Here is a 20653-nt window from a genome sequence, read left to right as displayed (position 1 = left end):
CCCGCCGACCGCGTCAGCCGACGCCGGCAGCCTCACGCGCGGGGCGCCGCTCCGCCGCGGGCAGCTGCGCGACGACACTCGCGTAGAACTGGTCCACGGCCTCGTCGACGCTCCGGATGAACCCGGACTCGGCGCTGCCGCGAGTGGCGCCCATACCCTTGAACAGCGACAGCCGGAAACCGGTGATCCGCGCCCCCTCCGCTGGAAGCAGGTCAGCCGGTTCGGGACGCAGCCGCTCCAGGGTGCCGCGCGGACCGTTGCCCGACTCGACCAGCGTCTCGACATGCAGGTCGGCGGGCGCCGCCGCCAGCATCCGGACCATGCGCTTGACCGAGGTGAGCGGGTAACTGCCTTCGGGCGCGGCCACCTCGACCGAGGTACGCAGCTTGCCGGTGCGGAGATCGGCAGTGATCGCCAGAACCCCGGGCGCGCCGTCGATACGCAGCTCGGCAGTCAACCGGCCCTCGTCACACAGCCGGTCGGCAAGCACGGTCCGCCGGGAATGCGGATCGGCGCCGCGGCGTCCTCGCTGTACCGGCAGTGCCTTCTGACCGAGTTCTCCGCCCAGCCGCAGGCAGACCTGCCGAACGAGCCGTTCCCAGCTCTCGACGACCTCGACGGCACGCCCGTCACCCCGGCAGAGCGTTTCCGTGTCGATGCCCCTGCGCACCGGCACCCAGGCCGGGCCCATGTTCTGGAAGCCGTGGCAGCCCGAGTTGTCGTGCTGGAGGTAGTGCAGGAGTTCCTGAAGGAGCCAGGCGTGCGCGGCATTGCCGACGCCCTCGTGACGGATCAGCATCTGAGCCTGATGGGCTACCTCGGCCCACGACAGATGCCAGAGAGCGACCTTGTGCTTGCGGCGGCCGTCCGTCTTGACCTCCACCAGCGGACGGCCCTCCAGAGCAACGTCGTTGGAGAGGGTGATGACCGCCTCGTAGCCCCGGCGCGCGGCGATGTCCATGTAGTTCTGGACCTGATCGGACCTGAGGGCGTTCCCATTGGTCTTCACTTCGACCAGGGCGGTCCACAACTTGCCCGCGCGCTCCACCCGGATCACGCCGTCCGGGCGCTTGGGGGTCTCTCCGTGGGGAAGGGCGACCTCGGTGAAGATCTGCATACGGCCGGCCGGGGCACCGAAGGCCGCCGTCAGCCTCCGTCCGAATTCGGGCACCTCGGCCATGACGGAAAGCAGCACGGAAGTGGCCTTCCCCTCGCGCTCCTTGTCGCTCTTCAGCGCCCCCGCGGGGAAGAGCCGGGCAGATTTCCAACTGTCGTTCTCGGCAAGCGACTTCTTCTCCGCCTTGGGCAGGGTGACCTTCTTCTTGGCGGTGCGGGGCCGCCGCGCACGAGCCGGTGCCGGCGTCCCGTCGCCCGCCTGAGCCGTCCGTGATTCCTGCGCAGTACGTGATTCCTGCGCCGTACGTGATTGCGAGGGAAGCGTCACCACCGGCTCGGCGACGGCCGGTTGTAGCGCTTCGTCCGTGGACTCCGCCGCCACCGTGGACTCCGCGCCGGCGTCGTCGCCCTCGTCGTCCACATCGATGCCGAAGTCCGTGGCGAGACCCGCCAAGCCGGTCTCGTAACCCTGGCCGATGGCCCGGAACTTCCACCCGTCGCCCCGCCGGTACAGCTCGCCGAAGAGGAACGCACTCTCCACGCCCGCCTCGGTGATGGAGTAGCCGAGCAGGGCCTCTCCGGCCCGGTCGGCAAGCGTCAGGCGCAGGTCGTCCAGCTCCCCGAAGCGGGAGTCACCGTACTGACTCGCCGCCAGCACGATGCGTTCGACGTCGGGGGCCACCGCGGTCAGATCGAGGCTGATGCGGTCCTCACTCCCCGCGCTGCCGGGCGTCTTGCCCAGCAACTGCACGCTGCCGTCGGCGGAAGCGGGGTTGTTGTAGAAGAAGAAGTCGGCATCGCTGCGCACCTTGCCGCCGGCGCCCAGCAACAGGACGGACACATCCGCGTCCCCCTCGCCCGCCACGCTGCTCCAGCTCAGGCTCACGACGACGGCACCGGCGTCCTCGCTCAGGGCTGCCAGGTCGATGTTGGAACCCTTGGTCATCTCGTGCATGCAGTCCCCCCAACGAGCGGCCGCCCCCGGACCCGCCCGGGCAGCCACCACATGTCGATCCGTGACGCCACGTGTACTCCCTGCGCACGGAACTGCACCGTAGCGCTCACGACGACCCCCGGCGGGCCGATCCCGCAAACGCCCGACCGGGAAACCGGCGCGCCCCGACGGCGAACGCGGAACGACCGCATCACGGCAGGACGGCCGGCCTCTCATCCCTCGTCGGCCTGACCGGACATCGATCGCAGATGTGTCCTACGCCACGCCTCAACCTTCCAAGGTGCGGCTGCGGGCGATCTCCCCACGCGCGACCGCAGGCAACAACGACGAAGGCCCCGGCCGGTTTCCCGGTCGGGGCCTTCGTTCAGCCCGGTGAGGCTGGGCGGAGGATACGAGATTCGAACTCGTGAGGGGTTGCCCCCAACACGCTTTCCAAGCGTGCGCCCTAGGCCACTAGGCGAATCCTCCGCCGCAAACAATACAAGACGTTGGGGAGTGCTCGCGAACATGATCCGGAGCCGGGGTCCGGGTGGGGGTTCGAGAGGGGGCCCGGGCGGGGCCGGGGTCGTTTCCCGGGCGGGGAATCCGCTACTGTGGTGCGCAGCCCCTCACGTGGCGCTATCTGACTGAACTCCCCCAGGGCCGGAAGGCAGCAAGGGTAGGTCGGCTCTGGCGGGTGCGTGGGGGGCGCTTGCGTTTGCGGGGCCGGGCCGGTTGTCGGTGCGGGCCGATATCGTCGTATGCGTGTCGTCCCTTGCGCTGTACCGCCGCTACCGACCCGAGACCTTCGCCGAGGTCATCGGGCAAGAGCACGTGACCGATCCGCTGCAGCAGGCGTTGCGGAACAACCGCGTCAACCACGCGTATCTGTTCAGCGGGCCGCGTGGCTGCGGCAAGACGACCAGTGCGCGGATCCTGGCGCGCTGCCTCAACTGTGAGCAAGGTCCCACTCCCACGCCGTGCGGGACCTGCCAGTCCTGTGTGGACCTCGCGCGCAACGGCCGCGGGTCGATCGATGTGATCGAGATCGACGCGGCGTCGCACGGTGGCGTGGACGACGCCCGTGAGCTGCGCGAGAAGGCGTTCTTCGGCCCGGCGAGCAGCCGCTACAAGATCTACATCATCGACGAGGCCCACATGGTCACCTCGGCGGGCTTCAACGCCCTGCTGAAGGTCGTCGAGGAGCCGCCGGAGCATCTGAAGTTCATCTTCGCCACGACCGAGCCCGAGAAGGTCATCGGGACGATCCGGTCGCGTACGCACCACTACCCCTTCCGGCTGGTGCCGCCCGGGACCCTGCGGGAGTACCTCGCGGAGGTCTGCGGGCGCGAGTCGGCTGCCGTCGAGGACGGAGTGCTGCCCCTGGTGGTGCGCGCGGGCGCCGGGTCGGTGCGTGACTCGATGTCCGTGATGGACCAGCTCCTCGCCGGCGCGGGCGACGACGGTGTGACATACGCCATGGCGACGGCGCTCCTGGGCTACACGGACGGCTCGCTGCTGGACTCGATCGTGGAGGCGTTCGCCTCGGGCGACGGCGCGGCGGCCTTCGAGGTCGTGGACCGGGTCATCGAGGGCGGCAACGATCCACGGCGCTTCGTCGCCGACCTCCTGGAGCGGCTGCGGGATCTGGTGATCCTGGCGGCCGTGCCGGACGCGGGGGAGAAGGGGCTGATCGACGCCCCGGCCGATGTCGTGGAGCGGATGACCGCGCAGGCTTCCATCTTCGGCGCGGCGGAGCTGAGCCGGGCCGCCGATCTGGTCAACACGGGTCTGACGGAGATGCGCGGGGCGACTTCGCCGCGGTTGCAGCTGGAGTTGATCTGCGCCCGGGTGCTGCTTCCGGCGGCGTACGACGACGAGCGGTCGGTGCAGGCGCGGCTGGACCGTCTGGAGCGGGGCGCGGGTGGAGCTGCTCCGGGCGGCGCGGGTGCCATGGGCGGGGGCGGAGCCGGGGCACCGGTGGTTTCTTCCGGTGGCGGGCCCGCGGCCGGCTACGTACCCGGTCCCGAGGCGCATCCGGTGGCACCGCCCGCCGGTCCTTCCGGTCCGGCGGCCGCGCGCGCCGCGGTGCGCGGGGCTGTCGGCGGTGGGTCCGGAGCGAGCGGCTCGGCAGGTCCGGCGCCGGGGGCACCCGAGGGGGCGCCGCACGGTGGGGGCGTGGAGCATCAGCGGGCGGACGGCGGTGCCGGTTCCTCGGGGCCGCAGGCAGGGCAGCACGGTGCGTCGCAGGGCGGTCCGCAGACGGAGACGGGTTCTCCGGGCGGTCCGCAGGGCGGTCAGGAATCCGGTCCGCAGGGCGGTGAGCGCGGGGGCGCGCCCACCCGGCCCGGCGCGTGGCCGGGGAGTGCGGGCAGCGGATCCGCACCTGCTGGTGCGGGCGATCCCGGCGACGAGGCCGGCGCCGGTGGTTCCGGTGGCCCTGGTGGTTCAGGCGAGGCGAACGGCCCGGCCGGTGGCGAGGGCACTCCGACTCGGCCCGGCGCGTGGCCGGGGAGCGCCGGAGCCGGGGCCGGCAGCGCCGGTGGCGGGGCTCGGCAGCCCGGCGGCTGGCCCTCGGCAGCGGCCCCCGGGCAGGGCGCCCAGGGGCAGGGCGGTCAGGGACAGGGAAGCCAGGGGTCGGGAGGCCAGGGACCGCAGGGCGGCGCGCCCGCCGGGCCGCCTGCCGCCACCGGGCCCTCGCAGCCCTCGCAGCCCGGCCCCGGACAGCAGCCGTCGCAGGGCGGGCCCCCGCCCGCGAGCGGGCAGGGTGCCGCGCAAGTGCGGCAGATGTGGCCGGACATCCTGGACGCGGTGAAGGGCCGTCGGCGTTTCACCTGGATCCTCCTGAGCCAGAACGCCCAGGTCTCCGGGTTCGACGGCACGACCCTCCAGATCGGCTTTCCCAACGCCGGCGCGCGTGACAGCTTCGCCAATGGCGGGAGCGAGGACGTGCTCAAGGAGGTGCTGGCCGAGAAGTTCCAGGTGCAGTGGCGGGTCGAGGCGATCGTCGACCCCTCGGGCGGTACGAACCCACCGTCCGGCGGCGCCCCGCGGAGCGGTGGCGGCGGTTTCGGCGGGGGATCGGGTGGCGGCTACGGCGGTGGCGCGCCCGCCGCGCCCCAGCAGCCCACGCCGCAGCAGCCTCCGCAGCAGAATCCCCCGGGGCCCGAGGCGTCCGGTGGGCAGTACGGACAGGCCGGTGGCGCGGGCGGCTCCGGTGGCGGAAGCCAGGGCGCCCGGATGGCCCGGGAGGCCGTCTCCACACCGGCTTCCGGTGGCGGTCAGCATGCTCCCGCGCCGGAGTCGTCGTATGCGCCGGAGCCCCCGCCGATGTCCATCGAGTACGACATGCCGGCCGAGGACGACCCCGATCTCGTCGACTCCGCGCTCAGCGGTCACGACCTGATCATGCGCGAGCTGGGCGCGACGGTGGTGGAGGAGTTCAACAACAACGAGTGAGTGGGCAGGGCAGCCATCGGCGAGCAGGCCCGTCCGGGGGCGAAGCACGGGCGGGCTCGGCGGTCAGGGACCTGAGTGCGCCGCCGGTCCGCGGTGCCCACGGAGCTGAGCGGGCCGACGACCAGGCTGCAAGCCATGAACATGCCACCCATGGATCCGCCCGTCCCGGGTCACTCTTCGGTGGCCTCGCCCCGTACGCCCGGATTGCCGCGGATCGGCGGTGTCACGGGGGCGGCAGGCGGATCGGGCGTACATCCGTGCTCCTCCGTACGGCGTAGGGCGCGCCGCCCCTGAAACACGTAGGCTCGGGCTACCGCATCAAATAGTTGTCGTATGGCAGGAGTCACGTCGTGATCCCCGGTGGTCAGCCCAATATGCAGCAGCTGCTCCAGCAGGCCCAGAAGATGCAGGAGGATCTCGCGGCCGCCCAGCAGGAGCTCGCGGAGACGCCCGTCGAGGGCTCCGCGGGTGGCGGTCTGGTCAAGGCGACGGTGACCGGCTCAGGTGAACTGCAGGGCCTGGTCATCGACCCCAAGGCGGTCGACCCCGAGGCCGGCTCGGCCGAGGAGAACGCCGAGACCATCGCCGACCTCGTCCTCGCCGCTGTCCGCGACGCGAACGCGAGTGCCCAGCAGCTTCAGCAGCAAAAGCTCGGCCCGCTCGCCCAGGGTCTGGGCGGCGGTAGTGGAATCCCCGGTCTCCCCTTCTGAGGAGTAGCCAACTAGCGTACGCAGTACGGCAGAAGAGAGAGAAGACGTTCCGTGTATGAAGGCGTGGTTCAGGATCTGATCGACGAGCTGGGCAGGCTGCCCGGCGTCGGTCCCAAGAGCGCGCAGCGGATCGCCTTTCACATTCTTCAGGCCGAGCCGACCGATGTCCGCCGGCTTGCCAACGCGTTGATGGAGGTCAAGGCGAAGGTCCGGTTCTGCAGCGTGTGCGGCAACGTCGCACAGGAGGAGCAGTGCCGGGTCTGCCTGGACCCGCGGCGCGATCCGGCGGTCATCTGTGTCGTGGAAGAGCCCAAGGACGTCGTGGCGATCGAGCGGACGCGTGAGTTCCGCGGTCGCTACCACGTACTCGGTGGGGCGATCAGCCCGATCGAGGGCGTCGGACCCGACGACCTGCGGATCAGGGAACTGCTGGCCAGGCTCGCGGACGGCACCGTCACCGAGCTGATCCTGGCCACCGACCCGAATCTGGAGGGCGAGGCCACGGCCACCTATCTGGCCCGCATGATCAAACCCATGGGGCTGAGAGTGACGCGACTGGCCAGCGGACTGCCGGTCGGAGGCGACCTGGAGTATGCGGACGAGGTCACGCTCGGGCGGGCCTTCGAAGGGAGGAGACTTCTCGATGTCTGATGCCACGCTGCACAACGCGACGCAGAACCCGGATGATTTCGCCGTATCGATCTCCGACTCGATCGAGAGCTTCATCGTCGCGGTGACGGAGGTCGCCAAGGGCGACGAGCCGGACAGCGCGGTGCCGTTCCTGTTGCTGGAGATCTCCCAGCTGCTGCTCACGGGCGGCCGGCTGGGTGCCCACGAGGACATCGTTCCCGACGAGCGGTACGAGCCGGACAGCGGCCCGGAGCCGGACGTCGACGATCTGCGGGAGCGGTTCGCCACGCTGCTCGACCCGGTGGATGTGTATTCCGAGGTCTTCGACCCCTACGTGCCGCGCAGCGAGCCGGTGCCCTGCCGGGTCTCCGACGACCTCGCCGACATCGTCACCGACCTCCGGCACGGACTGGCGCACTACCGCGCGGGCCGGGTCAGCGAGGCTCTCTGGTGGTGGCAGTTCTCCTACCTCTCCAATTGGGGCCCGACCGCCTCGGCCGCACTGCGCGCGCTGCAGTCGCTGGTCGCCCACGTACGCCTCGACCAGCCGCTTGACGAGCTGAACGGTCTGGACACGGACAGCGACGACGGTGGCGAGGACCGGCTCGCGGAGGAGGCCGGCAAGGTCATGGCGGCGGAGATCGCGGGACCGCTGGGGCTGCGGCGGGTGTGAGCCGCGGCCGGGGGTCGGCCCAAGGGGCAGGGAGCCCGGCGGTCCGGCGCACGGCGGTCCGACGCGCTGCATAGGGCGGGGGTCCTCGGGCAGGCGTTGCCAGGAAGGGCCCGATGGGTCCGGAGTTCCGGCGGCGCGAGCCCGGACTCGCGGCGGCCCGGGCAGGGAGGCCGGCGTCCCGTGCCGGGCGTTCGGATGGTCCGCCGACTCGACTGCGGCGTGTCGCATGGCGTGTGACCTGCGTTACGGGCACATGTGAGCTGGGTTACGTTTCCGTGTGTTCCTGCCCGGAGCGGGCATGTGCTCGCCGGGCAGGCGCAACGGTGCGCCGCGCGAATCCCGCCCCTGGGGCATGGCGATCATCGCGCCCGGTGGCTGAGAAATCAGCGATCGAGCGATGAGTTTCGTGTCTCAGGATGTGGTATTCGCGGGGCGGGTTCCGCTTGCTCGGTAGACTGAGCCGACCGCAGTACCCCCATTTCCGGGGGTCCGGGAGGAAACTCCCGATGAGACAGTTGCGAGGAGCGCACGTGGGCCTTGTCGTGCAGAAGTACGGCGGCTCATCCGTTGCGGATGCCGAGGGCATCAAGCGCGTTGCCAAGCGAGTCGTCGAAGCCAAGAAGAACGGCAACCAGGTTGTCGTAGTGGTTTCGGCGATGGGCGACACGACGGACGAGCTGATCGATCTCGCTCAGGAAGTGTCCCCGATTCCGTCGGGGCGCGAGTTCGACATGCTGCTGACCGCCGGAGAGCGGATCTCCATGGCCCTGCTGGCGATGGCGATCAAAAACCTCGGTCATGAGGCGCAGTCCTTCACCGGTAGCCAGGCCGGCGTCATCACCGATTCCGTGCACAACAAGGCACGGATCATCGATGTCACGCCGGGCCGCATCAAGACCTCGGTCGACGAGGGCAACATCGCCATCGTCGCCGGCTTCCAGGGTGTGTCCCAGGACAAGAAGGACATCACGACGCTGGGGCGGGGCGGGTCGGACACGACCGCCGTCGCGCTGGCGGCCGCCCTGAACGCCGATGTCTGTGAGATCTACACCGATGTCGACGGTGTCTTCACCGCTGACCCGCGGGTCGTGAAGAAGGCCCGGAAGATCGACTGGATCTCCTTCGAGGACATGCTGGAGCTGGCCAGTTCCGGCTCCAAGGTGCTGCTGCACCGTTGCGTCGAGTACGCACGTCGATACAACATCCCGATCCACGTCCGCTCCTCCTTCTCGGGGCTCAAGGGCACGTGGGTCAGCAACGAACCGCAAGGGGACCAGCCGATGGAGCAGGCGATCATCTCGGGCGTCGCACACGACACCTCCGAGGCGAAGGTCACGGTCGTCGGAGTTCCGGACAAGCCGGGCGAGGCCGCGCGCATCTTCCGTGCGATCGCGGACTCCGAGGTCAACATCGACATGGTCGTCCAGAACGTGTCGGCCGCGTCCACGGGCCTGACCGACATCTCGTTCACCCTCCCGAAGGCGGAGGGCCGCAAGGCCGTCGCCGCCCTGGAGAAGACCCGTGCGGCGGTCGGTTTCGACTCGCTGCGCTACGACGACCAGATCGCCAAGATCTCGCTGGTCGGCGCCGGTATGAAGACCAACCCCGGTGTCACGGCGACGTTCTTCGAGGCGCTGTCCAACGCGGGTGTGAACATCGAGCTCATCTCGACCTCCGAGATCCGCATCTCGGTCGTCACCCGCGCCGATGACGTCAACGAGGCCGTGCAGGCCGTCCACACCGCCTTCGGTCTCGACAGTGAGACCGACGAGGCCGTGGTCTATGGCGGCACCGGACGATGATTCCGGCCGAGGCGGGCCGTCCGTCCCACGCCGTCATCGCGGGGGCGGACGCCCGTACGGCCCGTAAGCCGCATCTCGCCGTCGTCGGTGCCACCGGTGCCGTCGGCTCGGTCCTGCTCGGCATCCTGTCCGAGCGGGCCGACATCTGGGGCGAGATCCGGCTGATCGCCTCTCCCCGCTCGGCCGGCCGCAAGCTGACCGTGCGGGGCGAGGAGACCGAGGTCATCGCACTCGCCGAGGATGCCTTCGACGGCATCGACGTCGCGATGTTCGATGTCCCGGACGAGGTCTCCGCGCAGTGGGCACCGGTCGCGGTGTCCAAGGGCGCGGTGGTCGTGGACAATTCGGGCTCGTTCCGGATGGATCCGGACGTGCCCCTCGTCGTGCCCGAGGTGAACGCGCACGCGGCGCGGCTGCGCCCCCGCGGGATCATCGCCAACCCGAACTGCACGACCCTCTCGATGATCGTGGCGCTCGGCGCGCTGCACGCCGAGTACGGCCTGAGCGGGCTGGTCGTCTCCTCCTACCAAGCCGTATCGGGCGCGGGGAAGGCCGGCGTGGACACGCTGCGGGCGCAGCTCTCCGCGGTGACCGGCACGGACCTGGGCACCAAGCCGGGCGATGTGCGGCGGGCCGTCGGCGACACGCTGGGGCCGTTCCCGGACCCGATAGCGCTCAACGTCGTGCCGTGGGCCGGCTCGCTCCAGGAGGACGGCTGGTCCTCCGAGGAACTCAAGGTCCGTAACGAGTCCCGCAAGATCCTCGGGCTGCCGGACCTGCCGGTCAGCGTCACCTGCGTACGGGTGCCGGTCATCACCACCCACTCGCTCGCCGTGCACGCGCGGTTCGAGAACGAGGTCACCGTCGCAGGCGCGCACGAGATTCTCGCCGCGGCGCCCGGTGTGGTGCTCAGCGACGACCCGGCCGAAGGTGAGTACCCCACTCCTTCCGATGTCGTCGGTACGGACCCGACCTGGGTCGGGCGGGTCCGGCGGTCGCTGGACGATGCGCGGGCGCTGGAGCTGTTCGTGTGCGGGGACAACCTGCGCAAGGGCGCGGCGCTGAACACGGCGCAGATCGGCGAGTTGGTGGCCGGCGAGCTGCGCGGATAGCGCTTCCGCGGGCGACTTGGCGGGATTGGCCGTCGCGGGCCGGGCCGCGTAGGAGATACTTTGTGCACCGTGTGAAGATCCTGTGAGCGCATTGTTGGCCCAAAGCGCTTGATCTGGGCTGACGATCTGTTCGACCATTCGCTCCCCGCCGTACTGCAACCGGCAGTTGGCCGGGGAGCGTCTTTGTGGCCGCCCCTCCATAGGTGGTCCGGTGCGTCCGCGGGCCTTTGTGGGGCCCCCGGCGACGGGGTGAATGCGTCGGGATAAATGGTGCATTGAGGAAGAGCTGGTACGCATGAGGGCATTTGACGCATCGTCGAAGACGGTGTCTTGCGCGTACAACCCTTGTGGGGGGAAGCGTGTCCAACAGGCGTGGCAGAGGTACTCGGTTTCACCATCGCCCCAGGGGGGACAGCAGGCGCAGCAGTGCGCCCGCCGCGCTCTCGTGTGTCCGGGGGCATGCCAGTGATCGCCCCCTGGCCCACCGCGGGCCCCGCGCAGCTTCCTTCTCAGCGTGGGGACACTGACGACGCGATGGCAGCGGGCACAACAGTCGACCATCTGACCGAGACCTACCGCGCGCACTACCGTTCCCTCCTCGGTCTCGCCGCGCTGCTCCTGGATGACACCGCCTCGTGCGAGGACGTCGTCCAGGAAGCGTTCATCCGCGTGCACTCCGCCCGCGGACGGGTGCGCGACCCGGAGAAGACCCTCGCCTATCTCCGGCAGACGGTCGTCAACCTCTCGCGCTCCGCGCTGCGCCGCCGCATCCTCGGGCTGAAGCTGCTGTCCAAGCCGATGCCCGACATGGCGAGCGCCGAGGAAGGCGCGTACGACCTGCTGGAGCGGGACCAACTGATCAAGGCGATGCGCGGGTTGCAGCGCAGGCAGCGCGAAGTGCTGGTGCTGCGCTATTTCGCCGACATGACCGAGGCGCAGGTCGCCGAGACGCTGGGCATATCGCTCGGCTCGGTCAAGGCGTACGGGTCGCGTGGCATCGCGGCGCTCCGCGTCGCGATGGAGGCTCCAGCATGAGTGGCAAGACGTTCGGCCCGTACGACCCGCACGATCCGTTCCGACGCGGTGATTCGTTCGCTCCGCGAGGGAGCCGAGGGCTTCATGCGGTACGCGGAACCGGCGGGGCCCCCGAGGCTCAGCAGGCCCGGGAAGCTCGTGAGGCACGTGGTGTGAGGAAGAGGCTCGGACCGGGCGGCGTGAGCGGCCCGGGGAGTGCGCGGGCGACGGGATCGCGCGGTGAGGCGCGTGGGCTCTACCTCGCACGGGAGGCGCATGCCGGCCAGGGCGGCACGCCGGATCCGGAGGGCGGGCGGCGGGCCGCCGGAGCGGGTGAGGACATCGCTGTCGGAGGCGAGGCACGCAACGCCGGGGCCGGCGAGGCCGGGAGCCGGGGCGCCGGCGCGGCAAGTGGTGTCGCGGGGCACGGTGTTGGGAATTCCCGGGGCGGTGACCTCGGCGACGTCGACCACGGTGAGGTCCACAGCAGGGATGTCGACCGCGGCGACTTCGGCACTCGTGATCCGGGAAGTCGTGACCTCGGCCATCGTGACACCGACAGCCGCGCCGTCGACCGCGACGGCGGGCCGGCTGCCGTGGCCGGAGCGGGTGCCGATGGCCCGGGCCGGGACCACGCGGGCCGCGACCGCGGAGGCTTCGGCGGTGGGAGAGGCGCCGGTCCGCAGACCGGCGGCGGTCTCGGCGGCGAGGACGAGCTGAGACGACTGCTGCACTCCCGGGTAGGCGACCTGCAGCCGGCGCCGGATGCCCTGGAACAGCTTCGGCGCGCCGTGCCGGCCCGCCGACAGCGTCGCCGGCACGTCGTCGTGGGCGCTGCCGCCGCGCTGCTGCTCGGTGGCACCGCGATCCCCGCCATGATCCATGTCGCCACTTCCCAGGACGGCTCCGAGGACCGCCCCGCCAACGCCGCGAGCAGCCGGCAGACCCAGGGCAGCACCGGCGGTGCGCACGGCGAGGGCACCGAGCAGGCCGGCTCGCAGCCGAACGGTAAGGACGGCAGGAAGGCCGGCGAGGACAAGCAGGGGGGCAAGGGCAAGGCGGCGGAGGGGACCGGCGCCGGCCAGGGTGGAGGCGCCGGCGCTCCCGCACCGGACGAGACGATGGACGTCACGTCGCCGCTCTGCGGCCGCGAACAGCTCGGCCAGGGCACCGGTTCGGCCGGCCCGGCGGACTCCGAGGGCCGTGTCTACGGCGCCTTCCGGGTGGTCAACACCTCCGGCACCGCCTGCTCGGTCGAGGGTGGCGGCACCGTCGGCCTGATCGCGCAGGGCTCCACCAACCCCGACAACATCCATGTGGTCGACCACACCTCGGGCGACGCCGCGACCGGCCTGCCCGATCCGGCCACCACCCCTGACCAGCTGGTTCTCAAGCCGGGCGAGGCCTACGAGGTCAAGTTCGCCTGGATCCCCGAGGGCGGCGGCGGCACGACGGGATGCGTCAACCCGGGGCCGTCGCCGACGCCCGACCCCTCCGGCGGTCCGGGGGGCTCGCCGGAGAGCTCGACGTCGGCAACGGGTGACGGTGGCCAGGCGGGCGGGGACGACGGGACCGGCGACGGTGGGAGCGCGACCGGCGCGGTCGTGCTCAGCCATACGCCGGAGGCCGGTGAGCCCGCGGCGGCCGACACCAAGATCCCGGAGGCGTGCGCCGGGACGGTCTACCGCACCGAGGCGCTGGCGGCGGAGTAGCGATCGGGCCGCCCTGGTCCTCACGGACGGGGCCGCCCGCGCGGAGGGGGCGGTGCGGCCCCTCCGCGCGGGCCCCGTACCTTGGTGGTGTGTACCGGTTCCTGCTGACCCCGCGGTGGTGGGGGATCAACGTCTTCGCCGTACTGGCGATCCCCTTCTGCATCTTCATGGGCAGCTGGCAGCTGAGCCGCTTCGAGGGCCGGGTCGACACCCACCACCAGCAGGAGAACCGCTCCGCCGACGCCAAGGCAGCGGCCGCGCGTCCCCTGGACGACCTGCTGCCGGTGGACAAGGTCACCTCCGGCCGGCAGGCAAGCACCCGTGGTCGCTACGACACCGGCCACCAACTGCTCGTCCCCGACCGCACCTTGGAGGACAAGCAGGGCCGGCAGCAGGGCTTCTACGTCCTGACCATGCTGCGCACCGACAGCGGCAAGGCCCTCCCGGTCGTACGCGGCTGGCTTCCCGGCGACGCGGACACCAAGCCCGATACGTCCAAGGTGCCCGCGCCGCCGAAGGGCGAGGTCACCGTGACCGGGGCGCTCCAGGCGTCCGAGCACCAGGGGACCGATGGTGTGCGGGCCGACGGCGGCCTGCCGCGCGGACAGCTCGGCATGATCAGCGCGGCGTCGCTGGTCAATATCGTGCCGTACGAGGTCTACGACGCGTGGATCACGCTCGCGGACGCCCAGGCACCGCTGCGCGCCGTCCCGCCGGTGGCCGTGGAGGGCAGCGGGCTGGACCTGAAGGCCTTCCAGAACCTCGGCTACACCGGTGAGTGGTTCGTCTTCGCGGGCTTCGTCGTCTTCATGTGGTTCCGGCTCTTCCGCCGGGAGGCCGAGACCGCCAAGGACGCGGCGCTGGGCATCCTGCCGGAAGGGGACGCGGGCGCGGAGCAGGAGCCCGCACACGCCCCCGCCGCCTCTGCCGGGTCCTAGGGCGGTCCGCAGAGTCCCGCCTGGTCCGCGACGTCTGGCACGCACGCTCGCTGCGTTGTCGGGATCGCCCACGTGGACCCACTACGAGGACGACCCTCCGCCTTGCGGTCGCGCTCGGCCTCCGAAGGCGACTCCGAGCCGAGACGGAGCGAGTGCAACGAGCGCAGTGCACCGGACGCCGCGGACCCCGCCCGTAGGGCGTCGTGGGCCACGCGGAACTTTGCGGACACGCCTGGGCCGGTCCGCGGAGTCCCGCCTTGCGTGCAGGCCCAGGCGGCACGCTGACCGCGTTCGCGGACACGGCCCAGAACCTTCCGGTCAGCCCGTCACCTGCTCCACCTTTCGCTCGCCCCCCGGCACATCACTGCACCCGCAGCTCCCCCCTCACCTCGCCGTGTCGCCCACGTACCGCCGCGCGAAGTCGAGCTCCAGGCGCACCTGCTTGATGCGCTCCTCCACGACGAGCGAGCCGTGCCCGGCGTCGTAGCGGTAGACCTCGTGCGGGTGGCCACGCTGCTCCAGCCGCTGGACGTAGTTCTCCACCTGCTGAATGGGGCAGCGCGGATCGTTGACCCCGGCGGAGATGTAGACCGGGGCCCGCACCGCGTCCACATACGTCAGCGGTGACGATGCCTCGAAGCGCTCCGGCACCTCCTCCGGCGTCCCGCCCAGCAGCGTCCGGTCCATCGCCTTGAGGGCTTCCATCTCGTCGTTGTAGGCCGTGACGTAGTCCGCGACGGGCACCGCCGCCAGGCCCACCGCCCACGCCTCCGGCTGCATGCCCAGCCCCAGCAGCGTCAGATAGCCGCCCCACGACCCGCCCGCGAGCACCAGTCGCTCCGGATCGGCCAGCCCGGACTCCACCGCCCACTCGCGGACCGCGGCGATGTCCTCCAGCTCGATCAGCCCGACGCGGTGCTTCAGCGCATCCGTCCAGGCGCGGCCGTAGCCGGTCGAGCCGCGGTAGTTGACGCGGACGACCGCGAAGCCGTGGTCGACCCACGCAGCCGGCGACGAGGCGAACGCGTCGCTGTCGTGCCAGGTCGGGCCGCCGTGGATGTCGAACACCGTGGGGAAAGGCCCGGCGCCCTCGGGCTTTTGCACCAGCGCGTGGATACGGCCGCCGGGACCCTCCACCCAGGCATCGGTCACCGGAACCGACCCGGGCGCCTTCATGCCGGGCGGGTCCAGCACGACCTTGCCGCTCGTCGAGCGCACCTCGGGGGGCTGCGCCGCCGAGGACCACAGGAACTCCACCGTGCCGTCGGGCCGGGCGGTGGCACCGGACACGGTGCCCGCGGGGGTCTCGACCCGCGTCAGCGCCCGGCCCTCGGCAGCCGCCGCGCCGGCGCCGCGGCCCGGCGCACCCAGCTCATAGCGCCACAGCTCGCTGCGGGCGTGGTACTCGTGCTCCACCAGCAGCGCCGAACCGTCCGGATACCAGTCGGCGCCCACATCGCCGGGCAGGTCGATCTCCAGGGGCGTCTCCACGCCCGTCACCGGATCCCAGATCATCGGCTCCCAGCGGCCCCGCCGCTGGTGCCCCACCAACAGCCGGGCGTCGCCGTCCACCGGCGCGAAGCCCATCACCGACAGGCCCAGCTCCTCGGTCCCGCCGTTGGTGTCGTCCAGCTCCGCGACGGTCGAACCGTCCGCCCGCACGACGCGGATCGCGGAGTGCATCGCGTCGCCGTGCTCGGTGTGCTCGATCGCGATCAGCGAGCCGTCGTGCGAGAGGTCTCCGACGCCCGCGGACTCGCGGTGGCGGTAGATCTCCACGGCCGGCTGCCCCGGCGGTACGACATGGACCGTCGAGCCCTCGTCGTCCGTGGAGCGTCCGACGACCGCGGTGCCGTCCCGGCCGATCGCCAGCCCCGCCGGATAGGCGGCGGCCAGCCCCGGGGCGGCCGGTTCGTCCGCGCCGCCCGCGAACGGCTGCCGCATCCAGACGCCGAACTCGTCGCCGTCGGTGTCGGAGAACCACCAGATCCACTCGCCGTCAGGGGAGAGGGTGCCGTCCGTGGTGCCGTTCGGACGGTCCGTGGCCTGCCGCTGCCGACCCGTCGCGCGGTCCCAGGCATAGAGCTCGAAGGTGCCGGTGGCGTTCGAGACGAACAAGGAACGGTCCGGAGCGTCCTCCGCCCAGTCCGGCAAGCCGATCCGCGGCGCGCGGAACCTCTTCTCCCAATCCGGCACGGCCTCGGTGGAGGCGGTCGTGCCGGCGGCGTCGGCCGGCTGGGCGGAAGCGGCGGGGGCAGGGCGGTGCTGCGGATCGTTTGCCTGGTCAGTGCCTTGGGTCTCGTCAGTCATGGGCCCATTCTGCGCCGTGCGCCGCAAAAGCGTTGGCGCGGCCATCAGGCTGTGGATAACTTCGCCGCATGCGAAGTCCCAACGGCCCCGACGACTGGCGCGAGACCAACCGCGCGAGGTGGGACGAGCGGGTCCCCCTCCACACCGCGAGCGACTATTACGACCGGGCCGCCTTCTGCCGGGCCCGGGACGTGATCCGCGATTTCGAGATCGCGGAGGTCGGCGATGTCACCGGCCGCACCCTCCTCCACCTCCAGTGCCACTTCGGGCAGGACACGCTGTCCTGGGCGCACCGCGGCGCGCCACAGGTCGTGGGCCTGGACTTCTCGGAACCGGCCATCGAAGCCGCGCGGGAGCTGGCCGCCGAACTCGGCTACGGCCCCGACCGTGCGTCGTTCGTCGCCGCGGACGTCTACGACGCCGCCGAAGCGGTCCCCGACTCGTCCTACGACATCGTCTACACCGGTATAGGGGCTCTGAACTGGCTCCCGGATCTGGTCCGCTGGGCCGAGACCGCCGCCTCACTCGTCGCTCCCGGTGGCTTCCTCTACCTCGCCGAGTTCCACCCGCTGAGCGATGTCCTGGACGACGAAACCGCCTCGCGCGTCACGTACGACTACTTCAACCGGGACGCCTGGGTGGACGAAACCCCCGGCACCTACACGGACTTCGACGCGCCCACGGTCAACAACCGCAGCGTCGAATGGCAGCACCCGCTCGGCGATGTCGTCTCGGCCCTGGCCGGCGCCGGTCTGCACATCGAGTTCCTGCACGAACACGACATGACGATGTTCCAGCGCTTCGCCGCGCTGCGCCGTGCAGGCGACGGCTACTACCGCCTCCCCGCCGACCGCCCCCGCATCCCGCTGATGTACTCGCTGAAGGCGACGAGGCTGCGCTGAAGGCGGACGGCCGGTGTGTCCCTGACCGGACACGGGCGGACAGCGGCGCGGTCCCGCGGCCGATCGTCCGGGGGCCGCCGCCCACGACGTACTCCGGGGCGGCTACTCTTCCGACCGTTCCGGCCGGAAGGGCCGACCGGCGTCCGCTCGGCGGGTGCCGCTGACAACTGCCGGGTGGAGGCTCACGCGGCAGAGAATCACGGGGGTTTCCATGCGGATGCGCAGACGTCTGGCCGGTGCCGCGGGCATGAGCGCGATCCTGCTGCTGGCGGTGGGATGTGCGGGCTCGGCCCAGAAGAAGGCGTCGCCGGCCGCTTCCGCTGCCGTGGCCGCCGCCAAGCCGCTGCCGATGAAGGTCGCTCCTCACCCGGCGACCTGGACGGGGACCGACGACAAGGTCCATCCCCTGCGGATCACGCCCACGCGGCTGGCCCGTGGCGCGGAGTCCGACCTCGTGCACATCAAGCTGGACGACGACCTGAAGGGGATGGTGCCGTACTACCTCACCTTCTCCTACACCAACACCGGCAAGAGCACGGTGAGCGGGGTGGACCCGGCGAGGAACTTCTCGGTCAACGGGGCGGACGGACGGCCGGCCGAGCAGATCTCGCTCTTCCAGAGCAATCCGCTGGCCACCGGCTCGGGGCTGCCTGCCACGTGCCGCGAGAGCGGTGCGGAGAAGCTGGCGGCCGGTGCGACCACGGCCGTCTGCCAGATCTTCATGCTGGGCAAGGACCAGCAGCCGGCGACCGTCTCCTACAAGGACTCGGAGAGCGAGACGCTGCTGTGGCAGGTCGGCGGCGGCAAGGAGGGCGGGGCCACCGGGATTCTGCCCGCGGGCAAGTCCGCGGACTCCGTCACGGAGGACAGTGACAAGCGCCCCGTGTCCCTGTACGTCACGCCCAAGGGCGTGCGCGCGGGGTCGATCGCCGATCTCAGCCGGTTCGACCTGGACGCGGACGAGAAGAAGCTCATCCCGTACTACGTGACGATGCAGTACAAGAACACCGGAAAGCACGACCTGCTTCCGAGCATGAACGACGGCGTGGTGCTGCGGACCGCCGCCGGCCAGGAGTCGCGGAAGATGGTGCTGATCGACATCGGCGGCCCCGGGGTGAGCCAGTGCCCGGAGGCCACCCCCAACGACATGGTCAAGCCCGGCGCGACCGTGACCGAGTGCTCCATCCACATGCTTGCCAAGGGTGAGCCCCCGGTGGCCGTCGTCTTCCAGGGCCACGGTGAGGGCGGGCAGCCGGTCACCTGGCACGTGAAGACCGACGCAGCCAAGTAGCAAGGCGCAACGGCGTACCGCCCGCGGCCCGGGTCCCCTGAGGGGCCCGGGCCGTTCGCGTCGCGAGGGGGAGCGGCCGGGTCCACCGAGGAGGCGGCCGCCCGTCCCCGACCGGCCGGGCCTCCAGCCGTAATCTGGAGGAGTGGGCAGTGACGCGGTCACGATGTTCCTCTGCGGCGATGTGATGCTCGGCCGCGGCGTCGACCAGATCCTCCCGTATCCCGGCGACCCGGCATTGCGGGAGGGCTACATCCGGGACGCCCGGGCGTACGTCGAGCTGGTGGAGGCGGCGAACGGGGTCGTTCCCCGTCCGGCGGACTTCTCCTGGCCGTGGGGAGACGCGCTGCAGGTGCTGGACGCGTCCGCGCCGGACGTCCGCGTGATCAACCTGGAGACCAGCGTCACGCAGAACGACGACTTCGCCTCAGGCAAGGAAGTCCATTACCGCATGAACCCCGCGAACGTCCCCGCTCTGTCGGTCGCCCGTCCCGACGTCTGCGCCCTGGCCAACAATCACGTCCTCGACTTCGGTCCCCGCGGCCTGGAGGAAACGCTCGGCACCCTGGCGGGCGCGGGGTTGCGGACGGCAGGGGCGGGCGCGGACGTTGAGGAGGCGCGACGCTCGGCGATCGTTCCCGTCGAGGGCGGCCGGGTCGTGGTGTTCTCGTTCGGGATGCCGTCCAGTGGGGTTCCGCGGGAGTGGGCCGCGACGGGGGCGCGGGGAGGTATCGATGTCGTTCCCGAGCCGTCGCAGAGCGCCGCGGCCGAGGTGGTCGGCCGGGTACGCCGGGTGAAGCGTCCGGGCGATGTCGTGGTGGCCTCCGTCCACTGGGGTTCCAATTGGGGCTACGACGTCTCCCGCGACCAGGTTCGCTTCGCACATGCCCTGATCGACGGCGGGGTGGACGTGGTGCACGGGCACTCCTCGCACCACGCGCGCCCCCTGGAGATCTACCGGGGGAAACCCGTGCTCCACGGGTGCGGGGACTTCATCGACGACTACGAGGGCATCACCGGTTACGAGCACTACCGGGACGACTTGCGGCCGCTGTATCTGGTCTCCGTGGAGCCGGCCACGGGGCGGCTCCGCGAGGTGCGGATCGTCCCGCTGCAGGCCCGGCGGATGCGGCTACGGCATGCCTCGGGCGAGGACTCCGCATGGCTGGGGGCGGTCCTGGACCGCATCAGTCGCGACTTCCACGCCCGCGTCGACATGGGGAGCGGCGGCACACTCACCGTGCGGGAGTGGTCGGGGGACGCGTCCGCGTAGCGCAGCTTCGTGTTGCGGGGTGCGGGAGCCGCCGGCTGGGGTCGGCGAGTGGCCGTCCGGCGCGCGGTTCATCACCGTTCCCGACGGCTTCGCGGCCTGATCCCCAGCCCGTCCGAACTTTTCCGACCGGTGTGTTCCGGCTGTGGAAAGAGGACCTGCCGACCGGGACCGTGGGCGAGGATTCGTGGTGTGCGCCGGGCCATTCGTGCAGGCACGGCGCGGCCCACAGTGGAAGCCAGTAATATCCCGCTTCATCCGCGTCACCTTGGTTCTGCCGGCTCATGCCGTATCGCATTCCCGCCGTGTCCCTCGCCCGGTGTGGTTCCCCGACCCCACCCGACGTCTCCCGCTTGGAGCCCGCCACGTGTCGTCCGCCGGATCCGCTCTGCACCGAGCCGCGCAGCGTGCAGCCCCGCTGTTGCTCCCGGCGCTGTTCGTCACCCAGTCCTTCGCGGCGCTGCTTCCGCACATCCCGTTGCTGGTCTGCACGGCGGTGGCGGGCCTGGCGGTCGATCTCTACCGGCAGGAACAGGTGGACGGGGTCACCGTGCCCCGCGACAAGATCGCGGTGGAGGTGACGACGCGGCAGCTTCTGCGGGACATGCTGACGCTGGTCGGACTTCTCCGGGCCGGCATCCTCGATCTCCTGCCCGGCCAGGCCCTGATACTGATCGCGTTCCTTCTCTTCTACGGGACGCATTTCGTGTGTCAGGCGGTGGCGGTGCTGGTGCGCAGGACGCGGAGTCTGCCGTTCGTGACGCGGAACATCGATGCGTCGGC

The 20653-nt window shown here is 71.0% G+C and carries 14 protein-coding genes, 1 tRNA gene, 1 other RNA gene and 1 pseudogene; 14 read left to right on the top strand and 3 right to left on the bottom strand.

The features are described 5' to 3' along the window. Positions 1-13 precede the first annotated feature (13 nt). Positions 14-2071, bottom strand: coding sequence for a TerD family protein (locus tag ACGFZW_RS11510; RefSeq protein WP_393892871.1), 2058 nt, complete (start codon positions 2069-2071; stop codon positions 14-16). A 383-nt stretch (positions 2072-2454) separates the two neighbouring features. Next, positions 2455-2539: transfer RNA gene (locus ACGFZW_RS11505), tRNA-Ser, on the bottom strand. A 131-nt stretch (positions 2540-2670) separates the two neighbouring features. On the opposite strand from ACGFZW_RS11505, the gene ffs reads away from it, so the two are divergent. The 10 genes from ffs (at position 2671) to ACGFZW_RS11455 (ending at position 14100) form a co-directional block, all read left to right on the top strand. Next, positions 2671-2769: signal recognition particle sRNA small type (gene ffs, locus ACGFZW_RS11500), an RNA gene on the top strand. A 46-nt stretch (positions 2770-2815) separates the two neighbouring features. Then, entirely contained in the window at positions 2816-5509 is a 2694-nt protein-coding gene (locus ACGFZW_RS11495) for a DNA polymerase III subunit gamma and tau (RefSeq protein ID WP_393892870.1), read from the top strand. Positions 5510-5859: 350 nt separating this feature from the next. Then, positions 5860-6219, top strand: a complete 360-nt coding sequence (locus ACGFZW_RS11490; RefSeq protein WP_393892869.1) for a YbaB/EbfC family nucleoid-associated protein — start codon at positions 5860-5862, stop codon at positions 6217-6219. A 51-nt stretch (positions 6220-6270) separates the two neighbouring features. Then, positions 6271-6870, top strand: coding sequence for a recombination mediator RecR (recR, locus tag ACGFZW_RS11485; protein WP_006604196.1), 600 nt, complete (start codon positions 6271-6273; stop codon positions 6868-6870). After that, positions 6863-7522: a DUF5063 domain-containing protein gene (locus tag ACGFZW_RS11480; protein ID WP_393892868.1), complete on the top strand. Its 660-nt coding sequence runs from the start codon at positions 6863-6865 to the stop codon at positions 7520-7522. Before recR ends, ACGFZW_RS11480 begins: the two co-directional genes overlap by 8 nt. A gap of 530 nt (positions 7523-8052) precedes the next feature. Then, the gene (locus ACGFZW_RS11475) at positions 8053-9324 is read left to right on the top strand and encodes an aspartate kinase (protein ID WP_393893260.1); all 1272 of its coding nucleotides are present in this window, start codon (positions 8053-8055) and stop codon (positions 9322-9324) included. Next, positions 9321-10436: an aspartate-semialdehyde dehydrogenase gene (locus ACGFZW_RS11470; RefSeq protein ID WP_393892867.1), complete on the top strand. Its 1116-nt coding sequence runs from the start codon at positions 9321-9323 to the stop codon at positions 10434-10436. Before ACGFZW_RS11475 ends, ACGFZW_RS11470 begins: the two co-directional genes overlap by 4 nt. Positions 10437-10895: 459 nt before the next feature. After that, entirely contained in the window at positions 10896-11471 is a 576-nt protein-coding gene (locus ACGFZW_RS11465) for a SigE family RNA polymerase sigma factor (protein ID WP_393892866.1), read from the top strand. Between the two features lie 152 nt (positions 11472-11623). Next, positions 11624-13162, top strand: coding sequence for a hypothetical protein (locus ACGFZW_RS11460; RefSeq protein WP_393892865.1), 1539 nt, complete (start codon positions 11624-11626; stop codon positions 13160-13162). Between the two features lie 89 nt (positions 13163-13251). Beyond that, entirely contained in the window at positions 13252-14100 is an 849-nt protein-coding gene (locus ACGFZW_RS11455; RefSeq protein ID WP_393892864.1) for an SURF1 family protein, read from the top strand. 384 nt (positions 14101-14484) lie between these two features. On the opposite strand, the gene ACGFZW_RS11450 is transcribed toward ACGFZW_RS11455, so the two are convergent. Then, positions 14485-16410 (bottom strand): S9 family peptidase, encoded by a 1926-nt coding sequence (locus tag ACGFZW_RS11450; protein WP_393892863.1) that lies wholly within the window; start codon positions 16408-16410, stop codon positions 14485-14487. A gap of 68 nt (positions 16411-16478) precedes the next feature. On the opposite strand from ACGFZW_RS11450, the gene ACGFZW_RS11445 reads away from it, so the two are divergent. The 4 genes and pseudogenes from ACGFZW_RS11445 to ACGFZW_RS11430 all read left to right on the top strand — a co-directional run. Further along, complete coding sequence (locus ACGFZW_RS11445; protein WP_393892862.1) at positions 16479-17312, top strand: class I SAM-dependent methyltransferase; 834 nt, start codon at positions 16479-16481, stop codon at positions 17310-17312. A 211-nt stretch (positions 17313-17523) separates the two neighbouring features. Then, positions 17524-18603 carry a hypothetical protein gene (locus tag ACGFZW_RS11440; protein ID WP_393892861.1) on the top strand — a complete coding sequence of 360 codons (1080 nt, stop codon included), beginning with the start codon at positions 17524-17526 and terminating at the stop codon, positions 18601-18603. Positions 18604-18745: 142 nt separating this feature from the next. After that, on the top strand, positions 18746-19873 hold the full coding sequence (locus tag ACGFZW_RS11435) for a CapA family protein (RefSeq protein WP_393892860.1): 1128 nt from the start codon (positions 18746-18748) through the stop codon (positions 19871-19873). 364 nt (positions 19874-20237) lie between these two features. After that, a pseudogene (locus ACGFZW_RS11430) lies at positions 20238-20653 on the top strand (hypothetical protein); the annotation flags it as partial.

It is taken from the genome of Streptomyces sp. NPDC048248, from assembly GCF_043201875.1.
Lineage (GTDB): Bacteria > Actinomycetota > Actinomycetes > Streptomycetales > Streptomycetaceae > Streptomyces.
This window is presented reverse-complemented; position numbering and strand designations above follow the sequence as displayed.